Here is a 23,794-nt window from a genome sequence, read left to right as displayed (position 1 = left end):
TTAGCGAGTGCCGTGAACCTCTGCCGTGCCGGCGTCACGCCCCTGCCGCCGGACCAGCAGGATTGCCAGCAGTATCAGCGCGGCCAGCATCGCCAGCCACAGCCGCCCCAGCAGATGTGCATGACGGCCATAGAAGCTGGCCTGCGCACTGACGGAATAGGGCAGATCAACCAGCAACTCGGCCCGCGAAAAGGCCGGCGTACCCGCCAGCGGCCGACCACTGGGTGCCGCCGCAACCGAAGGGCCATTGTTGATCAGGTGCACCATGGGAACCCGATTTTCAACCGCTCGCATGATCGATATGGCCCGGTGCTGAAAGGGTTGCGAGGTCTCGCCAAACCAGTTGTCCTGGGAGACAAACAGCAGCACAGCGCCGCTCACCTCATCCCCGATCGCGTCGGCAATAAACTCGGGGAAGGCGGTCTCGTAGCAAATTTTCGGTACCACCTGCATCCCGTCGATCGCAAAACGGGTATGCACGTCCCCCGCCCCTACGGGCCGGAGATAGTCCCCCAGCACGGCGTGGGTCAAGGTGCTGATGCCGGGCAGTTGCCAGAACGCCGGCAGGTACTCACCAAAGGGCACGCGCAGCATCTTGCGGTATCGCTCTGCCAGTTCGCCGTCGCGGCGCAGCCAGCCCATCGTGTTGTAACTGATCGGCTCGGCGTGGCGATTGCGGGTCTCCACATCATGGAACAGCAGATCGGCGCCCATCGCCAGCACCTGGTCGGCGTAGGCCTGACGGACACTCTGGTGATCAAAGTAACCCTTGTAACGGGCCTCCGGCCAGACAACCCAGCGCGCGCCGGCGGCGGCCAGGCGACGGCTTGCTTCCATCTCCTCGGGATATTGCCGGGAATATCCGGCGGGCGGCGCGGGAATCCGCCGGGTCGGCGCGTCATTGGGCTGCACCAGCCCGACACGCATACGCTGCCAGTTGGCAACCTCGGCATCCCAGTGGGCCAGCGCCTGCCAACCGTAAACAAACCAGACCAGCACCAGCACCGCGCCCGTTGCCGCCAGTGCCGACGCTACCCGACCGCGCACACCCGCAAGCAGCTGAAACAGCAGTCCGTTGACCAGCAGGATCAGCAAGTCCATGCCCTGAGCGCCGACCACATCAGCGCCCTGAATCGCGATCAGGAACGCTGCCTGGGTCTCACTGAAACGAATATCGAACAACCCGGGAAACAGGGCGCAGACGCCGACGATGGACAGCGGAAAGCTAAGCAGTACCAGTTGCGGCAGACGCCGAGCCAACCAGCGATAGAGCAGGCAACCGAGTCCGATTGCAGCCCCGCAATAGATCCAGAACAGCGCTGCCAGAAGCACACTGAGCGGCAGTGACAAGCCCTTGAGGTGAATGGCAAAGTGGACCATCCAATAGGCTGTGCCCAGATAGAACAGGCTGCCGGTCAGCCATCCCAGCAGCGCCGCACGAAGCGGCGACACGCCCTGCAGGGCACAGAGCAGCGGAAGCCAGCCAAACCAGGCGGTCCAGTACAGACTGCCATCGACCCAGGGCAGGCACAGCAGTACGCCGGACAGCATGGCAAGCAATACCTGCTGACCACGTCGACGCACTATCGGCACCCCCGCTGCCCGACGGTAGAGAAAACAGATATCCAGCTTGCCGGCAGAACCCATGCCCACTCCAAGGCTGCAACGTAAACCCGTCAGGCCCCCGACGATAGAAGCGCCCCGGGCGCCTGCACATCACCCTTACGGGTGAACACAGACTGGTCGCGGCCGCAGAAAACTCGCTATGCTTGGAACTGAATTACCCAAGGGACATGCCATGCCGCACTGGATCACAGGTATCCTTACCTGCCTGCTCATATTGCTCAACACGCTGACAGGAATCGGCCCGATGCTGCTGATCGGCATCGTCAAGCTGCTGCCATGGCCCCCGTTGCAACGATTGTGCTCCGCCGCCGTCATGTGGATCGCCGAAACCTGGGCAGAGGGCAACAAGGCGATCTTCGCACTGCTGACGCCGACCCGTTGGGACATCCGTTGCGATGCCAATCTCAGCCAGCAGCACTCCTATCTGGTCATCAGCAATCATCAGTCCTGGGTCGACATCCCCGCGCTGGTCAAGGCCTTCAACCGCAAGACACCCTACTTCAAGTTTTTCCTCAAACGCGAGCTGATCTGGGTGCCGTTTCTCGGCCTCGCCTTCTGGGCGCTCGACTACCCCTTCATGAAGCGCTACAGCAAGGCCCACCTGGCGAAACATCCGGAGGATCAAGGCAAGGATCTGGAAATAACCCAGCGTGCCTGCGAGAAGTTCCAGGGGCTGCCGGTTACCGTGGTCAACTATCTGGAAGGCACGCGCTTCACCCCGGCCAAACACGCTCAGCAGCAGTCGCCCTACCGTAACCTGCTGAAACCCAAATCCGGTGGTATCGCCTTCGTCATCGCCGCGCTGGGCAAACAGATGCACACCGTTCTGGATGTCACCATCGTCTACCCCGGTGCACGACCTCCGGGATTCTGGGCGCTGGTCAGCGGTCAGGTCCCGCATGTAATCGTCGACATTCACGAATGCGAGCTGCCAGAGGCCCTGCTGGAAGGCGACTACAGCGGCGATCGGCATTACCGGGAGCACTTCCAGCGCTGGGTCTCAGATCTGTGGCAACGCAAGGATCAGCGTATCGACCAGTTGCGCAGCGAGAGCGATCAGGCCTGATCGGCGCAGCCGGCACACCAGGGCGTCGCCGGCAAGGCTTCAAGACGCGCAGACGCGATCTGCTCGCCGCAGCGCTGACATTGACCGTAATGCCCTTCGCGCAGACGTTGCAGCGCTGCCTCCACCTCACGCAGCGCCGCTTCGGCCTCCAGCTTGAGCCCCCGCATCACATCGTCATTCTCGCGCTCCTGGGCCTGCTCGGCCCAGTCGGTAGAATGGCTGCTACGCAGGTCCCGCTCCAGCGCATCAAGGCGCCGGGCATATTCGTCGTACAGGGTCCGCAGGTTTGTCGCGGCAGTCTGGTTGTCCACGTTATAGAGCCCCCATCGGTTTACAAGCGTTGTTGTCGTTACCCCTTGGCTGGCCAGCCAGGCTAGGCCATCGCGCTCAAGGCCTCCTGCAGAGACTGCACCGGCAGGCCGAGCGCCGCACCGACTTCGCGATTGCACAACGCCCCCCGACTGACATTCAGGCCGTTGGCCAGGTGCTGATTAGAGCGCAACGCCGCCGCCACACCCTGCTCTGCCAGTGCCAGCACAAAGGGCAATGTCGCATTATTCAGCGCCTGCGTCGCCGTGCGGGCGACCGCGCCCGGCATGTTGGCAACGCAGTAATGCACCACGCCATCAACAATATAGGTAGGATCTGCATGGGTCGTGGCATGAGAGGTCTCGGCGCAGCCGCCCTGATCGATGGCAACATCCACCAGCACACTGCCCGACGGCATCCTGGCAACCATCTCGGCAGTGATCAGCTTTGGCGCAGCCGCACCCGGTACCAGCACCGCCCCCACCACCAGATCTGCCTGCAGCAGCGCTTCTTCGATAGCGCTATTGGTCGCATACAGGGTTTGAATCCGGTTGCCATACCGGTCATCAAGACGACGCAGCACGTCGGCACTCTTGTCGAGAACCAGGACCTGGGCTCCCAGTCCGACCGCCATCGCCAGCGCATTACTGCCAACAACGCCACCTCCGAGGATGACTACTCGCCCCTGTGGCACGCCCGGAACACCACCCAGCAGAACGCCGCGGCCGCCATGGGCCTTTTCCAGGCAGCTGGCACCGGCCTGAATGGCCATACGGCCGGCAACCTCAGACATGGGCGCCAGCAGCGGCAAACGGCCGGCCGCGTCCGTCACGGTTTCATAGGCGATGCAGGTTGCCCCGGATGCAAGCAGGTCCCGGGTCTGGGCCGGATCCGGCGCCAGATGCAGATAGGTAAACAGCGTCTGCCCTGGACGCAGGCGTTGCCGCTCCTCGGCCTGCGGCTCCTTGACCTTGACGATCAGGTCGCTGTCACTGAAAACCTGCTCACAGGCAACCAGTTGGGCGCCAGCCTGCCGGTATGACGCGTCATCGTAACCAATCGCGTCACCGGCACCTGACTCGACCAGCACCACGTGACCGTGGCCGACCAGCTCCTGCACAGATGCAGGAGTCAGTCCGACCCGGTATTCATGATTCTTGATTTCTCGTGGTACGCCGATACGCATGGCTCGCTCTCCTGTCCGTTAGTCAACCTCTGTAAACAGTGTAGAAGAGCCCACGTCATCGGCAATTAATCTGAACGACTTGTTCTTTATTCAGAACACGCATCAGAGGCGCAGTCCGGCTTTGCCAGCGCATAGCGCTGCCCGGCCGCCACCACCTGATTACGTCCACCGCCCTTGGCCTCGTACATTCGTCGGTCAGCGATCCTGAGCAGCTCGCTCAGGCTGTCTCCGTCCTCACCGAGGGTGGCAACCCCGGCACTGAAGGTTACATTCAGTCTTTCCCGGCCGACTGCAACCGGGCTCTGAGCCAGCAGCACACGGACAGCGTCGGCCAGATCAGCGGCCTGCTCCAGCGTTGCACCCGGCAGCAGCATGGCGAACTCCTCTCCCCCCAGCCGACAGGGCAGATCAGAGTCTCGCAGCCGGCGCTTGAGCAACTGCGCGGTGTGCAGCAAGACGCTATCGCCAACCTCATGGCCATAGCGGTCATTGACCTGCTTGAAATGATCCAGATCCAGCACCACCAGCGACAACGGGGTATTGCTTCGGTCCGCCTGACTGCGCATCGCACGAAAGGCCTCCGACAAACGCATGCGATTGGCCAATCCTGTCAGGCTGTCAGTGCCGGCCAGTTCGATCAGCCGCTGCTCGTTGTCGTCACGGCTGCGCTCGTAGATATGCGAAAACAGCATCACCGCCAGAGCGCTGAAGCCCACGTTTGCCATCACCGCCATATTGACCAGGCTCAACTCGGTCACATAGCGCACGTTGAAGGCCAGTACACCGAGGCTGATGAAGATCAACGCCATCCAGAAGCCTCCGCGCTTACCCAGCAGCAGGTAGGAAATGATCGGGATGGACTGAATCCAGGCAAAGACCGTAAACGAGCTTTGCGGCAACAACAGGGCAATTACCATGATGCAGAAAAACGGCACAAGAAAAGCCAGGGTCCAGGCTTTGAGATGCGGCGTAGTATCAACAAAGCGCAGCATGAAAGCGGCGAAGGCGGCGTAGATCAGCTCCAGCGACGCCAGCAGATAAAGCTCGCGCTTGATGTTGATCAGGGCAAAGCTGGCACCCGCGATCAGGGTCATCCACAACAGCGCCCGCAGCACCCGCCGCCGATGCTGCAGGTTGCGCTCGAGACTGTCAGTCATGCCAGATCACCGTTTGAACACCACAGCCAACGGACCACTCCTGGTAGTGGATCATCCTGTAATCCCTGTTTGCCGGACATGGTCAGCAAAATACCCGAATTCTCGCGGAAAAACCCGAAACATATACCCTGATATCCCTTCTCAACAGGTCAATAAGTTGTCATGCTTGGCCAATAGACTTATTGATGGCTATCTGCCTTCTATCGGCCACCCTGCCCTCAACTGAACTCTGCCGGACAGCTTAGCAACAAGGATCATGCCGTGAGTGCCATTCCTCTGCTTGTATGCGACGACTCGAACATGGCTCGGAAGCAGCTTATCCGTGCGCTGCCGGCCAACTGGCCGTTCCGCATCAGCCAGGCCGCCAACGGTGTCGAGGGCCTTGAGGCCATCCGCCAGGGCAACGGACAGATCGTGCTGCTTGACCTGACCATGCCGGAGCTGGATGGCTTTGGCGTGCTGGCGGCATTACGCGAGGAAGGCCTGACACCTGAAGTCATCGTGGTTTCCGGCGACGTACAGGATGAAGCAGTACGCCGAGCCAAGGCACTCGGTGCACGCGCTTTCATCAAAAAGCCGGCTGACCCGATGCAACTGGCCGAGGCATTGAACACACTCGGCGTTGATGTCCCGATGGCGACAGCAGCGACGGCAGAAGAAGACGTCTACCGCACGCTGCCCAATGTCTCGTTCCGCGACGCCTTCCGCGAGGTGTCCAACGTCGCCATGGGCCGCGCCGCCGAGTTGCTCGCACGCGTGCTGGGTGTATTCATCAAACTGCCGATCCCCAACGTCAACATTCTCGAGGTGGGCGAGTTGCACATGGCCCTGGCAGACGCCCAGCGCGACGCCCGGCTGTCCGCCATCTGCCAAGGCTATATTGGTGGAGGTATTGCCGGCGAGGCACTGCTGATCTTCCACGACTCGGAGATCGATGATGTTGCCCGCCTGCTGAACACCCAGCGCGATGAGGGTGCCCAGCTTGAAATGCTGCTGGACCTGGCCAGTATCATCATCGGCGCCTGCCTCAACGGTCTGTCCGAACAGCTCAACATTACGCTGTCGCAGGGGCATCCACTGGTGCTCGGCCAGCACTGCCCGATCGAAGACCTGATTCGTATCAATCAGCGGCGCTGGAAACGCACGCTGGCTGTCGAAATCAGCTACGGTCTCGAGAACCTGGACATTCATTTCGATCTGCTGCTGCTGTTTACCGAAGATTCGGTACCCAAGTTGCGGGAGCGGCTCGACTACATGATCGACTGATCAAGGAAGAAGACGCAGCACATGGCCGACACTTTCGATATCAATGAACTTCACTGGCTGCTCGATATCGTCCAGAGCATCGACGTCGGCGTGGTCGTACTCGACCGCGACTACAACGTCGAAGTCTGGAACAGCTTCATGGAGAACCACTCCGGTGTCAGCGCCGAGCAGGCTTCGCGCCACTCGCTGTTCGAGCTGTTTCCGGAGATCGACCAGAGCTGGTTTACCCACAAGGTCGAAACGGCCGTGATGCTAGGCACCCGCGCCTTCACTATCTGGGAGCAACGCCCCAATCTGGTTCATTTCAAGAGCTACCAGCCAATCACCGGCCTGGCCGACGAGATGTACCAGAACGTCACCATCCTGCCACTGCGCAGTGCCACCGGCAAAACCGACCATGTCTGCCTGATCATCTACGATGTAACCGGCGTTGCCGTGAACAAGCGTCAGCTCGAGTCCGCCAATACCAAGCTGCAGGAGCTGGCGTTGCGCGACGGACTGACCGGACTGCTCAACCGACGCTACTGGGAGAGCTGCCTGGAGCGGGAGTTCGCCCGTCACCAGCGTTACGACAGCCCGGTGAGCCTGGTCATCTTCGATATCGATCACTTCAAACGGGTCAACGATACCTATGGCCATCAGACCGGCGACGAAGTCATCCGCTCGGTGGCCGAAATCACTTCCCGGCTGGCCCGCGAAACCGACTTCGCCGGACGCTACGGCGGCGAGGAGTTTGTCGTCTTGCTGCCGGGCACCCATCTGGAAGGCGCAGCCCAGTTCGCCGAACGCTTGCGTCAGGCGGTTGAGCAGCAGGTACTCGACTATCAGGGCTCACCGCTGAGCTACACCATCAGCCTCGGTGTAGCCACTATCAGCGATGACATGGCCAACTACCAGATACTGCTGGAGCGCGCAGACAAAGCCCTGTATGCCTCCAAGGAGCAAGGACGAAACCGGGTCACACTGGCTCCTCAGGCATAGCAGGCGATCACTGACAACAGCGGTTGTCAGTGATATCAAAATACCGTTATTCTCCGGCAGCCCGGGCACGACAGAGCCGGGCCTGATTACCATTAATCCTGCAAAACAGCTCCGTTTTGCACCGTACGATACTGGCAAACGACCATGGACGATCGAAAACGCGGCTGGCGCTGGGCCTATGCCAAGGCCCGCAGCTATCACACCGGCAAACTGCAAGCGGCCTACCGGGCGACGCGATTCTGGCTGACCGGCGACACCGGCACCTTTCCCAGCCACGGCGGTTTTCGCAAGACCCGCATCCGTCGCTGAGTACCAGTCATCTCTGCTACACTGCAGCGCCCGGTCCAAAGGGCGCCTGCCGTGACTTCCGATCAGTTCAATACCCTGCCACTGCCGCAAAGCATGCTGGCGACACTTACCCAGCTTGGCTACGAGCGCATGACGCCGATTCAGGCACAGGCACTGCCACCGATTCTGGCCGGTCAGGACCTGATCGCCCAGTCGCCTACCGGCAGCGGCAAGACCGCCGCCTTCGGCATCGGCCTGCTGACGCCGCTGAACCCGCGCTTTTTCGGCTGTCAGGCACTGGTACTCAGCCCGACCCGCGAACTGGCGGGCCAGATCACCGATGAGCTGCGCAAGCTGGCCCGCGGCATGGGCAATATCAAGATCGTGACACTCAGCGGTGGCGTTCCCTTCGGCCCGCAGGCAGCGTCGCTGGAGCAGGGCGCCCACGTCATCGTCGGTACGCCGGGCCGGGTTCAGGATCACCTCAAGCGCGGCACCCTGAGCCTCGACAAGCTGAACTGCCTGGTGCTGGATGAGGCCGACCGGATGCTCGACATGGGCTTTGTCGACGCCATTCGCGAGATCATCCAGCAGACCCCGAGCCGCCGCCAGACGCTGCTTTTTTCGGCTACCTACCCCGAAAGCCTGGAACAGCTGACCGACGAGTTTCAGCGCAATCCGGCGCAGGTGCGAATTGAGCAGTCCGCGCCGGAAAACCCGATCGAGCAGCGCTTCTACGAGATTCAGCCGGAGCAGCGCTTCGCATCCGTCTTGCGCCTGCTCGCAGCCAACCGCCCGCAACCCTGCATCGCCTTCTGTCATACGCGCCAGCAGTGCCAGGAACTGGCCGATTACCTGAACAAGGAAGGCATCAGCGCCCAGGCCCTGCACGGCGACATGGAGCAGCGCGAGCGCGATCAGGTCCTGGCGCTGTTCGCCAACCAGAGCTGCAGCGTGCTGACCGCCACCGACGTCGCCGCACGCGGCATCGACATCGCCGGCGTCGCGGCAGTCATCAATGTCGAGCTGGCTGCCGACCCGGCCGCCCATGTTCACCGCATCGGTCGCAGCGGTCGTGCCGGCCAATCCGGTCTGGCGTTGAGTCTGGTCGCCCCGCGCGAACTCAAGCGCCTGAAGCCGATTGAGGAAGCCTACGGCGAGCTGAACTGGCAGGACATCGAACGCCTGCCGGAGCGCCCGGACCGGCCGCTGATTGCCCCCATGCGTACACTGGCAGTAGCCGGTGGCCGCAAGGACAAACTGCGCCCCGGCGATCTGCTCGGCGCCCTGACCGGCGAGGCCGGCCTGACTGGTGATGCGATCGGCAAGATCAGCATCAGCGACTATCAGGCCCTCGTCGCCATCCGCCGTGATCAGGCCAAACTCGCGCTGCAGCGCCTGGAAGACGGCAAGATCAAGAGGCGCCGCTTCAAGGTGCGGCTGATCTGAACAACCAACCCGGGAGGCCTGCCCACGCATGGACGCCAGCCAGCAACTGATTCTGCTGATCCTCGCCTGTACCGTCGGGCTGTTCCTCTGGGGCCGCTGGCGCCACGATGTGGTCGCGCTGGCGGCGCTGATGGCCTGCGTGGTGTGCGGCCTGACACCGGCCACCGAGGCCTTTGTCGGTTTCGGTCATCCGGCGGTCATCACCGTGGCCGCGGTATTGATCCTCAGCAAGGGGCTGCAGACCACCGGCGCCGTCGAAGCGCTGGCACAGCGCGCGCTGCCCCAGCGCGGCGGCATGTTGCTCGGCCTCGGCGTGCTGACCCTGCTGGGCGCCACCCTCTCCGCCTTTATGAACAACGTGGGCGCCATGGCACTGCTGATGCCGATCGCCCTGCAGCTGGCCGGTCGTAACAATATTCCGCCCGGCAAGGTGCTGATGCCGCTGGCCTTCGGCACCATTCTTGGCGGCATGACCACGCTGATCGGCACACCGCCCAACCTGATCGTATCCGGCTTCCGCGCGCAGACCGAGCTGGGTGCCTACGGCATGTTCGACTTCACGCCGGTGGGCCTCGCCATCGCCATCGGCGGCGTGCTGCTTGCGGTCATTGCCGGACGCTGGCTGGTGCCGAACCGCCCGCAGACGGATGCCGGCAACTTCGACACCGGCACCTATCTCACCGAGGTCCACATTGATGCCGACAGCAAGGCCGATGGCAAACAGCTGCGCGAAGTCGAACAGATGCTGGACGACGGCGACGCCCAGATCGTCGGCATGGTACGCAACGATTTTCGCGTCATCGCGCCGCAACCCGGCCGCAGACTGCACGCCGGCGACATCTTGGTCATTGAGGCCGAGCCCGACGCGTTGGGCGCCTCGCTGACCCGCCTGGGGCTGAAACTCGAAGAGGCGGTCGAGCCAGACAAGGACAGCAAGGATGAAGCAGACGAAGCCGAGGCGGACCGCGCCGCCGACACTGCGGCGCCGTCGGAGCCAGAGCGGGATAAGGAGCAGGAGAAACCGGCAGCCCGCCACAGCGACGATATCGCTCTGCAGGAACTGGTTGCCCAGCCCGGCGCCGCGATTCTGGGGCGTAGCGCATCGGACATCGCCCTGCGCACCCGCTTCGGCATCAACCTGCTGGCGATTTCGCGCCAGGGCCACCGTTCCATTCGCCGCCTGCGCTGGACCGAAATCGAAGCCGGCGACGTGCTGCTGATGCAGGGCGACGCCGAATCCATTGCCGGCTTTGCCGCCGAGTACGGTTGCGTACCGCTGGCCCAGCGCAGCATCCTGATTCCCGATCGTCGCCGGGCAATCACCGCAGTCGCGATCATGATTGCCGCCGTGGCACTCGCCGCCTTCGGCGTGCTGCCCGCCGCCGTGGCGTTTACCGCTGGCGTCCTGGGTTACATGCTGACCCGCGTGATTCCGCTGCGGCGCATCTACGAGGCGATCGACTGGCCTATCATCATTCTGCTCGGCGCGCTGATGCCGTTGGCGGCGGCGATGGCCGACACCGGCGCCGCCGACGTACTGGCTCGCACCCTGCTGGAGCATGTTGCCCAGGGCAATCCGGTCATTGCGCTGACGTTGATGCTGGTGGTCACCATGACGCTGTCCGACTTCATGAACAACGCCGCCACCGCGGCAGTGATGTGTCCGATTGCGCTCAGCATTGCCAGTCAGCTGGGGGTCAATCCGGACAGCTTTCTGATGGCGGTCGCCATCGGCGCCTCCTGCGCCTTCCTGACGCCGATCGGTCATCAGAACAACACTCTGATTCTTGGCCCCGGCGGTTTCCGCTTTGGCGATTACTGGCGGCTGGGGCTGCCGATGGAACTGCTGGTGATCGCCATCGGCATTCCCATGCTGCTGTGGGTATGGCCGCTGTAGGCGGCCGCGGCATCACTCTTCAACCGGCTTGAAGTCTTCCTTGTAACGCACGGCACAATCCGGGCAGGTAAAACTGTCCGGCAACGCCTCCCAGTGCGTGCCGGCCGGATAACCCTGATGCGGGTCACCCGCCGCCTCGTCGTACTCGTAACCACACTCCGGACATTGATAGCGGCTCATGCGGCCACCTCCGCACCCTCCGGCGCTGTCGCATCGACCAGCCCGTAACGACGCATCAGCATCTCGCGCTTGGCCGGCAGAAAGTTGATGCGCGAAGCGTCACGGCCGACTGCATCCAGCAGGCGCTTGTCCATCACCTTGAACCACAGCGGCGGGAAGTAGGTCAGCAGATACATGCCGAAGTAGCCGCTTGGCAGCCGCGGCAGATCCGGAAAGTCCCGCAGCGACTGATAGCGCCGGGTCGGATGGGCGTGGTGATCAGAGTGACGCTGCAAATGGAACAGCGCCCAGTTCGAGAACAGATGATTACTGTTCCATGAATGATGCGGCTGGCAGCGCTCGTAACGCCCACTTGGCTCCTTGCGCCGCAGCAAGCCATAATGCTCGATGTAATTGGCGAGCGTCAGCTGGAACGCGCCCCAGAAGGCAATCAGCAACATCACCGGCAGGATCTCGATACCCAGCCAGGCAATCAGGCCGCCATACAGCACCGCGCTGATCAGTGCCGGTTGCAGCACCTCGTTATCCAGACTCCAGACCGACTTGCCGCAGCGTTCAAGGCGCTGCGCTTCCAGATCCCAGGCACGAAAGAAGGCACCGGGCATCTCACGGAAGACAAAGCGATAGATGCTCTCGCCCATGCGCGATGAGGCAGGGTCTTCCGGGGTTGCCACATCACGGTGGTGGCCGCGGTTGTGCTCGACAAAGAAGTGACCGTAAAAACCCAGGGCCAGGGTAATCTTGGCCAGCCAGCGCTCCAGCCCGGTCTTCTTGTGGCCCATTTCATGGCCGAGATTAAGGCCAAACCCCAGACTGCCGCCGGTTGAAATGATCACCGCCAGGGTGCCGTACCAGGGCAAGTCGTAGTAGCCGAGGAAGGTGATGTTGACCAGAAAGCTGACCCACAGAATCGGCACCAGCGCATAGGTTACGTAACGGTAGTAGGGGTCAGCTTCCAGCGCGGGTACCGCCTCTTCCGGCGGATTGCTCAGGTCTTCACCGAGCACAGCGTCCAGCGCGGGAATGACAACGTAGGCAAAGATGGTCGAAACCCACAGCCAGATGACCTGCGGCGAAACCAGCACATACAGCAGCGGCCCAACGAGTGCCAGCATCGGCACCCCCAGGGAAAACAGCCAGAGCCGGCGCTTGCGATCAACATAGCCAGCCAGGCCGCTTGGAGCAGCAGCGGTAGACGTCATGCTTTTACCCTCTTGTTGTTGTGTTTTCAGGGATACGGCACCGGCATGGATTGCGGCACAGGCAACGGCAACCGGCAAATACCTCGACACATCATGCGCCTGCGGTCATCGACGGCCACCCGTTGCAAGCGGCAATAAACCGTCATATTGTGACAGCCATTGGACGCGACCCTACCAACAACAACAGCAAGGCCGACCATGCCCCCCGATCAGTCCTGGCTGAGTCCAGCAGCACATACCGTCTACGCCCGTCTGGTCCATGCCGAGCTGCGTCGCCTCGGCTTCAGCCCCGACGCCATTCGCAGTGCCAGCGACGTCGACTGGGACATCCTCCAGCAGGACAGTCAGTTCCTCAGCCTGGAAACCCTGACCAAGCTGCTCGACAGCGCCATCGCCCTGACCGGCCACCCCGGCCTGGGATTCGCGGTCGGCATGCACACCGACGTCTCGGCCCATGGCCCCGGGGGCTATGCCGCCGTCACCGCACCGACCATCGGGGCCGCTGTGGAAGTGGTCGAACACTACTCCAGCCTGCGCCAGCATCTGGGCCATTTCGTCATCGAGCAGGTCGAGCCGCCGGTGCTGCGTCTGGATGAGGAGCAGTCGCCGGCACAGGTTCGCGAATACCTGCTGGGGCACTTTGCTACCGGCATGCTGCGGCTGCTGGAAACGGTCAGCGGCTTGCCACTGCAGCAGGAGGTTACCCTTGAGTGGCCGCTGCCGCGACCGGACTGGGCCGATCAGGTCGCCGGCTATGCCGGGAAATGGATATTCGGCAGCGATGCATTGCGCCTGCATCTGCCGGCAGGATTGTTTGCCCAGGCGTGCCTTGGAGCGGATCCGGATGCCCATCGTCAGGCCCTGCGCGACTGCGAGCATCAGCTGCAGCACCAGCGCCGGGGCGGCGACCTGAGTGAGCGGATCAAGCAACGCCTGCTCAGTTGCGAGTACCACTACCCAACCCTGGCCCAAATGGCGGCGCAGGAGCACATGACCGCGCGCACGCTGATTCGCCACCTGGGCAACGAGGGCGTGCGTTATCAGCAACTATTGGATGAGGTGCGCAGCGAGCAGGCCTGCTGGCTGCTGGAACACACGGACTTGAGTGTCGAGCTGATAGCCGAGCGGCTCGGCTATCAGGACACCAGCAATTTCAGCCGCACCTTCCGGCGCTGGCTGGGTTGCCCGCCGCGCGCCTACCGGCAGCACAGCCAGGCAACCCGCTAGGGCGTCAGTTGGCCGGCACTACGCGCAGCACCTTGCCAGCGGGGCTGTCGGTCAGCAGATAGACGGCGCCGTCCGGGCCGCTGCGTACATCACGAAAGCGCTGGCCCAGCTCGGTAAACAGGGACTCCTGTGCACTGACCGTATCGCCATCCAATACCACGCGGCGCACTTCCCTGCCGGCCAGCGCCGAGATCAGCAGGTTGCCCTGCCATGCAGGGAAAAGATCCCCCTGATACAGCGCCATCCCGGACGGCGCAATCGACGGCACCCAGTAGGTCAGCGGCTGCTCCAGCCCGGGCAATTCGGTGTAGGGCGAGATCTGCGAGCCGTTATAGTCGACACCGTAGGTGATCTTCGGCCAACCGTAGTTGTGACCGGCCTGAATCAGGTTCAGCTCGTCGCCACCGCGCGGGCCGTGTTCGTGGCTGAACACGCGACCTTCGCCGTCTACCACGATCCCCTGCACATTACGGTGGCCGATGCTGTAGAGCTCCGGCAGCGCCCCCTGTTGGGCAACGAAGGGATTGTCAGCCGGCGCCGAGCCATCACGATTGAGGCGCACGATGCTGCCCAGATGATTGCCAGTGTTCTGCGCCTGCTCGCGGTAATCAAAGCCATCCCCAAGCGTCAGCAGCAGGGTATTGTCCGGCAGAAAGGCGATGCGCCCGCCATAATGCGCGCTGCCGCGCTTGGCTGGCTGAACACGAAAGATCTCGTGGGTATTTTCCAGCGCCGAACCATTGAAGGTCGCCGCCGCCAGACAAGTATGGTTGGCTTCCAGCGTGCCGCAGCTGTAGCTGAGGAACAGCTCGCCAGATTCGGCGAAATCAGGCGCCAGCGCCACATCCATCAGACCCGCCTGACTGTTGACGAAGGCCTCGGGCACACCGGCTACCGGTTCGGCACGCAGCGTTCCGTTAGCGCCAATCAGGCGCAGGTGGCCGGCACGCTCGGTGACCAGCATGCCGCCATCCGGCAGAAACGCCAGTGACCACGGATTGCTCAGTCCCTCGGCGACCGTTTCGATCTGATAGTCCGCCGCCGCAACCGGGCCTGCACAGAGCGCCAGGGCGGCGCCGACCAGAGTGAACCTGTTCATTAACTGTCTCCTTGCAGGATTAACCGAGCACACGCAGCCCGCGCCGCGCCTTGGGTTTGGTCAAACGGCCGAACAGCGCGCTGCCCAGACCGACTGCCGCCATCATGCTCAACAGGCCGGACGTTTCGCGAGTCGCCGCGATAAAGGTCGGCATCGGCAGCAGCGTGTTTGCCAGGGTGAAGGCCGCCCAGATGCCGACAAACCCACCCAGAAAATACAGCAGCCAGCGCCAAGGCTTGAAGATGCGCCCCAGTGCCTCGGCCAGCGGCAGCGCCAGCAGCAGGGTCGCCGCAACCATGACGACGAAAATCGGGGTAAAGGTCAGCAGGTCATGCAGACTGCTCTGCGCACGGGTCGCCAGATCAACCGGCACGTCCATGGCCTGCAGTGCGGCCAGATTGAACTGGGTCTGGACCAGCGAGCCCAGCAGGGTCGCCACCAGCACGGCCAGCAGATAGAGGAAGACGATCCGCAGTACGGTCATCAATTTCATTGTCGTTATCCTGTTACGCAGTGCGAGCACTCAGCTCGCGTCAGTTCCATCGGGCAGGGTCGGCAGATTGCGCAAGGCCTGCTCGTAGGCGGGAGTATCAAAGGCAGCGTCTTGCTCCAGCATCTGGTTGATGCTGTGGGCCAGAACCTGCGCCATCAGCTCGAGAATATCCTCGCGCGCATAACCGACCAGCGTCAGCTTGTTCATGGTCGCCAGCGCAGCAGGTGGCTCACCGGCAGCCAGCTGATTCTCGATCGCTTCGATCAGGCGGGCCTCGGCGAAGGACTCGTCGTCCTGTTCATCCTGATTGCTCATATCTGTGTCCTGTTGCAAAAAGGGCGGCTTGCGCCGCCCCTTTAGTGCTCAGTTAACCTTGGCTTCCAGCTCGCCACTGGCGTAACGCTGGAACATGCCTTCCAGGGAGATCGGCTTGATCTTCGAGGCATTGCCGGCGGTGCCAAAGGCTTCGTAGCGGGCGATACAGATGTCGCGCATGGCGTCGATGGTCTTGGCGAAGAACTTGCGCGGGTCGAACTCGCTCGGGTGCTCGGCCATCATGCGGCGCATGGCACCGGTGGACGCCAGACGCAGGTCGGTATCGATGTTGACCTTGCGCACGCCGTGCTTGATGCCCTCAACGATCTCTTCGACCGGCACGCCATAGGTTTCCTTGATGTCGCCGCCGAACTCGTTGATCACCTTCAGCCACTCCTGCGGAACCGAGGAGGAACCGTGCATTACCAGGTGGGTGTTGGGGATGCGCTTGTGGATTTCCTTGATGCGCTCGATTGACAGCACATCGCCCGTCGGCGGCTTGGTGAACTTGTAGGCGCCGTGGCTGGTACCGATGGCAATCGCCAGAGCATCAACCTGAGTGGCCTTGACGAAGGCTGCGGCTTCTTCCGGGTCGGTCAGTAGCTGACTGTGATCCAGCACACCCTCGGCGCCAACGCCGTCTTCCTCACCCGCCATGCCGGTTTCCAGACTGCCCAGGCAACCGAGCTCGCCTTCCACGGACACACCGCAGGCGTGGGCGAACGCCACGGTCTGCTGGGTCACGCGGACGTTGTAGTCGTAGTCGGCCGGGGTCTTGCCGTCTTCCCTCAGCGAGCCGTCCATCATCACCGAGCTGAAGCCCAGTTGAATCGAGCGCTGGCACACGTCCGGGCTGGTACCGTGATCCTGGTGCATGCACACCGGAATATGCGGAAACTCCTCGATGGCAGCCAGGATCAGGTGACGCAGGAAGGGCGCACCAGCGTACTTGCGGGCGCCGGCAGAGGCCTGCACGATCACCGGGGAATCGGTCTTGTCGGCCGCTTCCATGATGGCGCGCATCTGCTCCAGGTTGTTGACGTTGAAAGCGGGCACGCCGTAACCGTATTCGGCGGCGTGGTCGAGCATCTGGCGCAGGCTGATAAGAGCCATAATCAATCTCTCCGTTAAAAAAGTCGTTGCGGCAAGCGACAAGCCCCAAGCGGCAAGCTGTCCGGGCGATCCCGACAGTCTACCCGCCTGACCTGAGGCTGGTCACCCCTTGCCGCTTGCAGCTTGAGGCTTGCAGCTGTGCTTAGCGCGCACGCTGCTCCAGAATCTCGACAGCCGGCAGTACCTTGCCCTCGACGAACTCGAGGAAGGCGCCACCACCGGTGGAGATGTAGGAAATCTGTTCGGCAACACCGTACTTGTCGATGGCAGCCAGGGTGTCACCACCACCGGCGATCGAGAAGCCCTCACTGGCAGCGATGGCGTGCGCCAGCGCCTTGGTGCCTTCGCCGAACTGGTCGAACTCGAAGACACCAACCGGGCCGTTCCAGAGGATGGTGCCGGAGGCTTTGAGCATCTCGCCAAACTGCGCTGCAGTCTGCGGGCCGATGTCGAGAATCATGTCATCGTCAGCCACGTCAGCGACGGCCTTGACAGTGGCAGTAGCGGACTCGGCAAATTCCTTGGCAACCACCACGTCAACCGGCAGCGGCACACTGACCTTGGCGGCAATGGACTTGGCGGTATCAACGAGGTCGGCTTCGTACAGCGACTTGCCAACCTTGTAACCGGCGGCCGCGAGGAAGGTGTTGGCAATACCGCCACCAACGATCAGCTGGTCGCACTTGTCCGACAGCGCTGTCAGTACGTCCAGTTTGGTCGAAACCTTGGAGCCGGCAACAATGGCCACCATCGGGCGGGCCGGCTTGTCCAGCGCCTTGGCCAGCGCGTCCAGCTCGGCGGCCAGCAGCGGACCGGCGCAGGCGACCTTGGCAAACTTGGCAACGCCGTGGGTCGAACCCTGGGCGCGGTGGGCGGTGCCGAAGGCATCCATAACGAACACATCGCACAGCGCCGCGTACTGCTGAGCCAGCTCGTCGGTGTTCTTCTTCTCGCCCTTGTTGAAGCGGACGTTTTCCAGCAGCACCAGCTCGCCCGGCTGGACCTCGACACCGCCGAGATAGTCGCGCACCAGCGGCACTTCACGACCCAACGCTTCGCTCAGGTAAGCAGCAACCGGTGCCAGGCTGTTCTCTTCGCTGAACACACCCTCTTCCGGGCGGCCCAGGTGTGAGCAGACCATGACTGCAGCGCCTTTCTCCAGCGCCAGCTTGATGGTAGGCAGCGAGGCAACGATACGCGCGTCGCTGGCGACCTTGCCGTTCTTGACCGGCACGTTGAGGTCTTCACGAATCAGTACACGCTGGCCGTTCAGGTCCAGCTCATTCATGGTCAGTACGGTCATAGCCCGCTCCTTCGTTCAATAAGGGTTAATCAGTTGCGCCGCCGTTGGCCGCGCTCAAGTCATTCGACAGGTTGCGCCAGCCAGTACTGGGCAACATCCAGCATGCGGTTGGCAAAACCCCATTCGTTATCAAACCAGACCAGCAAGTTCACCAGTCGCGGGCCGGACACGCGGGTCTGGCTGCCATCGACAATCGCCGAGTGCGGGTCGTGGTTGAAGTCGCAGCTGGCGTGGGGCAGCTCGGTGTAATCGAGCAGTCCCGCATAGTCGCCTTCGGCGGCGGCCCGCAGCAGCGCATTGATTTCAGCAGCGCTGGTGTCGCGCGCGGTCTGCAGGGTGATATCCAGCGCCGACACATTTACCGTCGGTACCCGAATCGCCTTGGCCTGAATGCGCCCGGCCAGCTCCGGCAGCAGCCGCTCGATGCCGCGTGCCAAACCAGTCGAGACCGGAATAACCGACTGGAATGCCGAACGGGTGCGGCGCAGGTCAGCGTGATGGTAAGCGTCGATCACCGGCTGATCGTTCATTGCCGAATGAATGGTGGTGATGGAAACGTACTCCAGCCCGATCACTTCGTTCAGCAACTTGAGCAGCGGCACGCTGCAATTGGTGGTGCAGGAGGCGTTGGACACCAGACGAGCGTCGCGCGGCAGGCTGGCGTGATTGACGCCATACACCAGCGTTGCATCGACCGCCTCTTCGCTGGCCATCGGCTGCGAAAACAGCACCCGCGGCACCCCGGCGTGAACAAAGCGCAGCCCCTGTTCACGGGTGGTGTACTGGCCGGAACATTCCAGCAGCAGATCGATATCCAGCCCGCGCCAGTCAACCCCTTCCGGCTCCGCCTCGCGCAATACCTGAATCGCCTGCCCGTTGATCTGCAAGCAGTCACCGCTGACCCGCACCTCGCCCGGAAAGCGGCCGTGGGTGGAGTCAAAGCGGGTCAGGTATTCAATACTGTCACGGTCGGCCAGATCATTCAGCGCCACCACCTGCACATCCAGATCACCGCGCTCGTGCAGCGCGCGCAGCACGCAGCGACCGATCCGGCCGTAGCCGTTCAGAGCGATTTTATAGGGACGCGGGTGGGACATAACAGCAGGCTCCGCCTGGCTGCAAGCTGCAAGCTGCAAGCTGCAAGCAGGCAGAGCGCCACTTGCAGCTTGAGGCTTGAGGCTTGCCGCTGGTTTAGTCTTCCAACAGCTCTTCAGCCGCTGCCAGCACGTTGTCGAGGGTGAAACCGAACTCCTCGAACAGCGCCGCAGCCGGAGCGGATTCGCCGAAGCTCTGCATGCCGATGATGCGGCCGTCGAGGCCGACGTACTTGTACCAGAAGTCGGCGTGGGAGGCTTCGATGGCGATACGAGCACCCACTTCCAGCGGCAGCACCGACTGCTTGTAGGCGGCGTCCTGCTGGTCGAACACGCTGGTCGACGGCATGGACACCACGCGAACCTTGCGGCCCTGTTCGGTCAGGGCGGTCCAGGCGTTGACCGCCAGACCGACTTCGGAGCCGGTCGAGATCAGGATCAGTTCAGGCTCGCCGTCGCAGTCCTTCAGCACGTAACCACCGCGGGTAACGTTGGCCAGTTGCTCGGCATCGCGCTCCTGGTGCGGCAGATTCTGACGCGAGAAGATCAATGCGCTCGGGCCGTCGGCTCGCTCCAGCGCGTACTTCCAGGCAATCGCCGACTCAACCGCGTCAGCCGGGCGCCAGGTGTCCAGATTCGGCGTACCGCGCAGGCTGGCCAGCTGTTCGATCGGCTGGTGGGTCGGGCCGTCTTCACCCAGACCGATGGAGTCGTGGGTGTAGACGTGGATTACACGCTGTTTCATCAGCGCCGACATGCGCACCGCGTTGCGGGCGTATTCCATGAAGATCAGGAAGGTCGCGCCGTAGGGCACGAAGCCGCCGTGCAGGGCGATACCGTTCATGATCGCGGTCATGCCGAACTCGCGCACACCGTAGAACAGGTAGTTACCGGACGCGTCTGCAGACTCGACGCCCTTGCAGCCCTTCCACAGGGTCAGGTTGGAGCCGGCCAGATCGGCGGAGCCGCCGAGCATTTCCGGCAGCAGCGGGCCAAAGGCGTTCAGGGTGTTCTGGCTGGCCTTGCGGCTGGCGATGGTTTCACCCTTGGCAACCACCTCGGCGATGTAGGCATCAGCCTTGGCGCTGAAGTCAGCCGGCAGATCGCCAGCCAGACGACGCTGCAGCTCGGCAGCCAGTTCCGGGAAGGCAGCCTGATAGGCGGCAAACTTGTCGTTCCAGGCGGCTTCGGCCTTGGCGCCGGCCTCGTGGGCGTCCCACTCGGCCTTGATGTCAGCCGGAATTTCGAACGGGGCGTGCGGCCAGTTCAGCGCTTCACGGGTAGCAGCGATTTCCGCCTCGCCCAGTGCTGCGCCGTGGCACTCTTCCTTGCCCTGCTTGTTCGGCGAACCGAAACCGATGATGGTCTTGCAGCAGATCAGGGTCGGCTGCTCGGTATTCTTGCGTGCGGTCTCAATGGCGGTCTTGATCTCGTCGGCATCGTGGCCGTCGACATTGCGGATCACCTGCCAACCGTAGGACTCGAAGCGCTTGGGCGTGTCGTCGGTAAACCAGCCTTCGACTTCACCGTCGATGGAGATGCCGTTGTCGTCGTAGAACGCAACCAGCTTGCCCAGACCCAGAGTGCCGGCCAGTGAACAGACTTCGTGGGAGATGCCTTCCATCATGCAGCCGTCGCCGAGGAACACGTAGGTGTTGTGGTCGACAACCTCGTGACCTTCACGGTTGAACTGCGCAGCCAGCACCTTCTCGGCGATCGCCATGCCCACGGCATTGGCAATGCCCTGCCCCAGCGGGCCGGTGGTGGTTTCAACGCCCGGGGTGTAGCCGTATTCCGGGTGGCCCGGCGTTTTGCTGTGCAGCTGACGGAAGTTCTTGATGTCGTCAATGCTGACGTCGTAGCCAGTCAGGTGCAGCAGCGAGTAGATCAGCATCGAGCCGTGACCGTTGGACAGCACGAAGCGGTCGCGGTCGGCGAAATTCGGGTTGGCCGGGTTGTGCTTCAGATAGTCGCGCCACAGCACTTCGGCGATATCCGCCATACCCATGGGCGCACCGGGGTGGCCGCTGTTGGCTTTCTGCACGGCATCCATGCTGAGGGCACGAATGGCATTGGCACGGTCACGACGACTGGGCATGAACAACTCCTGTGGTTGGCAAGGCATGGGGCGTTTGCCGCAACACGCGGCTGGCCGGGAAAAGAAGGCGGGCATTTTCGCGCAAACGGCCGTTTCGGGCAATGAAAACACCGTTCCGAGTGCGGTTATCGTTCGCTCGCCGGACGAACGGAGGGGCCTATATCAAAGTTTTTTGATATAGCCGTTGCGGCGACGCCCGATCAAAACTAAACTGCGCCGCATGAACCAGATTGCGCACCTTCCCGCCACCCCCAGTCAGACCGACGATCTGGCCGCCTTTTGCAAGGCCGCTGGCGATGTGTTGCGGCTGGATATCCTGCGGGTGCTGCGCAGCGACTCGTTCGGCGTGCTGGAACTGGCGCAGATCTTCGGCATGCGCCAGTCCGGCATGAGCCACCACCTCAAGGTGCTGGCAAACGCAGGGCTGGTGAGCACGCGCCGCGAAGGCAACTCGATCTTCTACCGCCGCAGCCTGCCGGTCACTGAACAGCCCTGGCATCGGCTGCACAGCCAACTGCTGAACGAACTCGACAGCCAGCCGGATGACGCCCAACTGCAGCAAGCCATTGCTGCAGTGCACGCCCAGCGTGCAGAGCTGTCACGCCAGTTCTTTGCCCGTTTTGCCGATGGCACCCCGGCGCAGCAGGACCTGATCGCCCACTTTGGCATCTACCGCGAGCCGCTGCTGATCCTGATCGACGCCCTGCCGCTGCCGGCCCGGCAACTGGCCATCGAGATTGGTCCGGGCGAAGGCGGCTTTCTGCCCAGCCTGGCCAGCCGCTTCCAGCGCGTGGTCGCGCTCGATAACGCCGACGCCATGCTCGAGCGGGCGCGCCAGCAATGCCAGGAAGCCGGCCTGACCAACGTCGACTGCCTGCTCGCCGACGCCCTGCTGCCGCAGCAATTGCCGCTGGCTGACTGCGTGGTCTGCAACATGGTGCTGCACCACATGCCGGCGCCAGCTGAAGCGCTCAAGCGCTTTGCCGCACTGCTCAAACCCGGTGGCAGCCTGGTGCTGACCGAGCTGTGCAGCCACGACCAGAGCTGGGTACGCGACAGCTGCGGCGATCTGTGGCTAGGCTTTGACCAGGATGATATTGCGCGCTGGGCCGAGGCTGCCGGACTGCGTCCGGGCAACAGCCAGTACATCGGCCTGCGTAACGGCTTTCAGCTGCAACTGCTGCAGCTGGCCAAACCCGAATCCCCTTCTCCCGAGGACAGGAAAGACCCATGAGCGATTACTCGATTTTCACCTCCGAATCCGTGTCCGAAGGCCATCCGGACAAACTGGCTGACCAGATTTCCGACGCCGTTCTGGACGCCATCCTGAGCGAAGACAAATTTGCCCGGGTCGCCTGTGAAACCATGGTCAAGACCGGTGTTGCCATCGTCGGCGGTGAAATCACCACCAGCGCCTGGGTTGATCTGGAAGACCTCGTGCGCGGCGTGATCTGCGACATCGGCTACACCTCCTCGGACGTTGGCTACGACGGCGCCACCTGCGGCGTGATCAACATCATCGGCAAGCAGTCACCGGACATCGCCCAGGGCGTTGACCGTCAGAAGCCGGAAGATCAGGGCGCAGGCGACCAGGGCCTGATGTTCGGTTATGCCAGCAACGAAACCGACGTGCTAATGCCGGCACCAATCACCTTCGCGCACCGACTGGTCGAGCGTCAGGCTGAAGCCCGCAAAGACGGCAGCCTCGGCTGGCTGCGCCCGGATGCCAAGTCGCAGGTCACCTGCCGCTACGAGAACGGCATCGTCACCGGTATCGACGCCATCGTGCTGTCGACCCAGCACAACCCGGACATCAGCCAGGCGGACCTGCGCGAAGCGGTGATGGAAGAGATCGTCAAAAAGGTGATCCCGGCCGAACTGCTGCACGCCGCCACCCAGTACCACATCAACCCGACCGGCAAGTTCGTCATCGGCGGCCCGGTGGGCGACTGCGGTCTGACCGGTCGCAAGATCATCGTCGACACCTACGGCGGCATGGCTCGCCACGGTGGCGGCGCGTTCTCCGGCAAGGATCCGTCCAAGGTTGACCGCAGCGCCGCCTACGCCGGCCGCTACGTCGCCAAGAACATCGTCGCTGCCGGCCTGGCCGACAAGTGCGAGATTCAGGTTTCCTACGCCATCGGCGTGGCGCAGCCGACCTCGGTATCGATCAACACCTTCGGCACCGGCAAGATCAGCGACGAGAAGATCATCCAGCTGGTCCGTCAGCACTTCGACCTGCGTCCGTACGCGATCACCCGCATGCTCGACCTGCTGCACCCGATGTACCGCGCCACCGCCGCGTACGGCCACTTCGGCCGCAACCCGTTCGAGATGACCGTCAAGGGTGACACCTTCACAGCCTTCCCGTGGGAGAAGACAGACAAGGCTGACGCGCTGCGCGCGGACGCCTGACGGCGTAGCGGCTGGAAGCTGGAAGCTGGA

At 62.7% G+C, this 23,794-nt stretch carries 22 protein-coding genes; 9 read left to right on the top strand and 13 right to left on the bottom strand.

What is annotated here, in order from left to right:
• A complete protein-coding gene (gene lnt, locus ACZ5WQ_RS16670) occupies positions 1–1,647 on the bottom strand; it encodes an apolipoprotein N-acyltransferase (RefSeq protein ID WP_335598666.1) in 1,647 nt (548 codons plus the stop codon).
• Positions 1,648–1,798: 151 nt separating this feature from the next.
• Between lnt and ACZ5WQ_RS16665 the strand changes: the two genes are divergently transcribed.
• The gene (locus ACZ5WQ_RS16665) at positions 1,799–2,692 is read left to right on the top strand and encodes an acyltransferase (RefSeq protein ID WP_464382714.1); all 894 of its coding nucleotides are present in this window, start codon (positions 1,799–1,801) and stop codon (positions 2,690–2,692) included.
• On the opposite strand, the gene ACZ5WQ_RS16660 is transcribed toward ACZ5WQ_RS16665, so the two are convergent.
• The 3 genes from ACZ5WQ_RS16660 to ACZ5WQ_RS16650 form a co-directional block, all read right to left on the bottom strand.
• Entirely contained in the window at positions 2,683–3,003 is a 321-nt protein-coding gene (locus ACZ5WQ_RS16660) for a TraR/DksA family transcriptional regulator (RefSeq protein ID WP_464382713.1), read from the bottom strand. The genes ACZ5WQ_RS16665 and ACZ5WQ_RS16660 overlap by 10 nt on opposite strands.
• A 62-nt stretch (positions 3,004–3,065) precedes the next feature.
• A complete protein-coding gene (gene ald / locus ACZ5WQ_RS16655; RefSeq protein WP_233048965.1) occupies positions 3,066–4,187 on the bottom strand; it encodes an alanine dehydrogenase in 1,122 nt (373 codons plus the stop codon).
• A gap of 86 nt (positions 4,188–4,273) precedes the next feature.
• A complete protein-coding gene (locus tag ACZ5WQ_RS16650; protein ID WP_228245478.1) occupies positions 4,274–5,344 on the bottom strand; it encodes a GGDEF domain-containing protein in 1,071 nt (356 codons plus the stop codon).
• A 261-nt stretch (positions 5,345–5,605) separates the two neighbouring features.
• On the opposite strand from ACZ5WQ_RS16650, the gene ACZ5WQ_RS16645 reads away from it, so the two are divergent.
• From ACZ5WQ_RS16645 to ACZ5WQ_RS16625, 5 genes are all read left to right on the top strand, one after another.
• Positions 5,606–6,610 carry a response regulator gene (locus tag ACZ5WQ_RS16645; protein ID WP_228245479.1) on the top strand — a complete coding sequence of 335 codons (1,005 nt, stop codon included), beginning with the start codon at positions 5,606–5,608 and terminating at the stop codon, positions 6,608–6,610.
• Between the two features lie 21 nt (positions 6,611–6,631).
• Positions 6,632–7,591 carry a sensor domain-containing diguanylate cyclase gene (locus tag ACZ5WQ_RS16640; protein WP_269688067.1) on the top strand — a complete coding sequence of 320 codons (960 nt, stop codon included), beginning with the start codon at positions 6,632–6,634 and terminating at the stop codon, positions 7,589–7,591.
• 144 nt (positions 7,592–7,735) lie between these two features.
• Positions 7,736–7,900: a hypothetical protein gene (locus tag ACZ5WQ_RS16635; RefSeq protein WP_228245481.1), complete on the top strand. Its 165-nt coding sequence runs from the start codon at positions 7,736–7,738 to the stop codon at positions 7,898–7,900.
• Between the two features lie 51 nt (positions 7,901–7,951).
• Positions 7,952–9,328 carry an ATP-dependent RNA helicase DbpA gene (dbpA, locus tag ACZ5WQ_RS16630; protein ID WP_464382712.1) on the top strand — a complete coding sequence of 459 codons (1,377 nt, stop codon included), beginning with the start codon at positions 7,952–7,954 and terminating at the stop codon, positions 9,326–9,328.
• 28 nt (positions 9,329–9,356) lie between these two features.
• Complete coding sequence (locus ACZ5WQ_RS16625; protein WP_464382711.1) at positions 9,357–11,225, top strand: SLC13 family permease; 1,869 nt, start codon at positions 9,357–9,359, stop codon at positions 11,223–11,225.
• A 12-nt stretch (positions 11,226–11,237) separates the two neighbouring features.
• Here the strand turns inward: ACZ5WQ_RS16625 and ACZ5WQ_RS16620 are convergent, their stop codons facing one another.
• Entirely contained in the window at positions 11,238–11,405 is a 168-nt protein-coding gene (locus ACZ5WQ_RS16620; RefSeq protein ID WP_228245484.1) for a rubredoxin, read from the bottom strand.
• The gene (locus ACZ5WQ_RS16615) at positions 11,402–12,607 is read right to left on the bottom strand and encodes an alkane 1-monooxygenase (protein WP_464382710.1); all 1,206 of its coding nucleotides are present in this window, start codon (positions 12,605–12,607) and stop codon (positions 11,402–11,404) included. Before ACZ5WQ_RS16615 ends, ACZ5WQ_RS16620 begins: the two co-directional genes overlap by 4 nt.
• Before the next feature lie 198 nt (positions 12,608–12,805).
• Here ACZ5WQ_RS16615 and ACZ5WQ_RS16610 point away from each other — a divergent pair, with 198 nt between their 5' ends.
• Positions 12,806–13,834, top strand: coding sequence for a helix-turn-helix transcriptional regulator (locus ACZ5WQ_RS16610; protein ID WP_464382709.1), 1,029 nt, complete (start codon positions 12,806–12,808; stop codon positions 13,832–13,834).
• 4 nt (positions 13,835–13,838) lie between these two features.
• Here the strand turns inward: ACZ5WQ_RS16610 and ACZ5WQ_RS16605 are convergent, their stop codons facing one another.
• From ACZ5WQ_RS16605 to tkt, 7 genes are all read right to left on the bottom strand, one after another.
• Complete coding sequence (locus ACZ5WQ_RS16605) at positions 13,839–14,933, bottom strand: PQQ-dependent sugar dehydrogenase (RefSeq protein WP_464382708.1); 1,095 nt, start codon at positions 14,931–14,933, stop codon at positions 13,839–13,841.
• Positions 14,934–14,952: 19 nt separating this feature from the next.
• Positions 14,953–15,426: a hypothetical protein gene (locus ACZ5WQ_RS16600; protein WP_088274429.1), complete on the bottom strand. Its 474-nt coding sequence runs from the start codon at positions 15,424–15,426 to the stop codon at positions 14,953–14,955.
• A 30-nt stretch (positions 15,427–15,456) separates the two neighbouring features.
• Complete coding sequence (locus ACZ5WQ_RS16595; RefSeq protein WP_228245489.1) at positions 15,457–15,741, bottom strand: hypothetical protein; 285 nt, start codon at positions 15,739–15,741, stop codon at positions 15,457–15,459.
• A gap of 48 nt (positions 15,742–15,789) precedes the next feature.
• A complete protein-coding gene (fba, locus tag ACZ5WQ_RS16590; protein WP_228245490.1) occupies positions 15,790–16,854 on the bottom strand; it encodes a class II fructose-bisphosphate aldolase in 1,065 nt (354 codons plus the stop codon).
• 142 nt (positions 16,855–16,996) lie between these two features.
• Complete coding sequence (locus tag ACZ5WQ_RS16585; RefSeq protein ID WP_335600263.1) at positions 16,997–18,157, bottom strand: phosphoglycerate kinase; 1,161 nt, start codon at positions 18,155–18,157, stop codon at positions 16,997–16,999.
• Positions 18,158–18,216: 59 nt separating this feature from the next.
• Positions 18,217–19,254 carry an erythrose-4-phosphate dehydrogenase gene (gene epd / locus ACZ5WQ_RS16580; RefSeq protein ID WP_285677466.1) on the bottom strand — a complete coding sequence of 346 codons (1,038 nt, stop codon included), beginning with the start codon at positions 19,252–19,254 and terminating at the stop codon, positions 18,217–18,219.
• Between the two features lie 94 nt (positions 19,255–19,348).
• Positions 19,349–21,349, bottom strand: coding sequence for a transketolase (tkt, locus tag ACZ5WQ_RS16575; protein WP_335600265.1), 2,001 nt, complete (start codon positions 21,347–21,349; stop codon positions 19,349–19,351).
• Between the two features lie 220 nt (positions 21,350–21,569).
• On the opposite strand from tkt, the gene ACZ5WQ_RS16570 reads away from it, so the two are divergent.
• Both ACZ5WQ_RS16570 and metK read left to right on the top strand, forming a co-directional pair.
• A complete protein-coding gene (locus ACZ5WQ_RS16570; protein ID WP_464382707.1) occupies positions 21,570–22,583 on the top strand; it encodes an ArsR/SmtB family transcription factor in 1,014 nt (337 codons plus the stop codon).
• Positions 22,580–23,764, top strand: coding sequence for a methionine adenosyltransferase (gene metK / locus ACZ5WQ_RS16565; protein ID WP_088274415.1), 1,185 nt, complete (start codon positions 22,580–22,582; stop codon positions 23,762–23,764). The genes ACZ5WQ_RS16570 and metK overlap by 4 nt, the downstream gene beginning before the upstream one ends.
• Positions 23,765–23,794 lie beyond the last annotated feature (30 nt).

It is taken from the genome of Halopseudomonas sp. T1L2 (assembly GCF_055397385.1).
The sequence above is the reverse complement of the archived record's forward strand: the minus strand, read 5'-3'. Positions and strand labels throughout refer to the sequence as shown.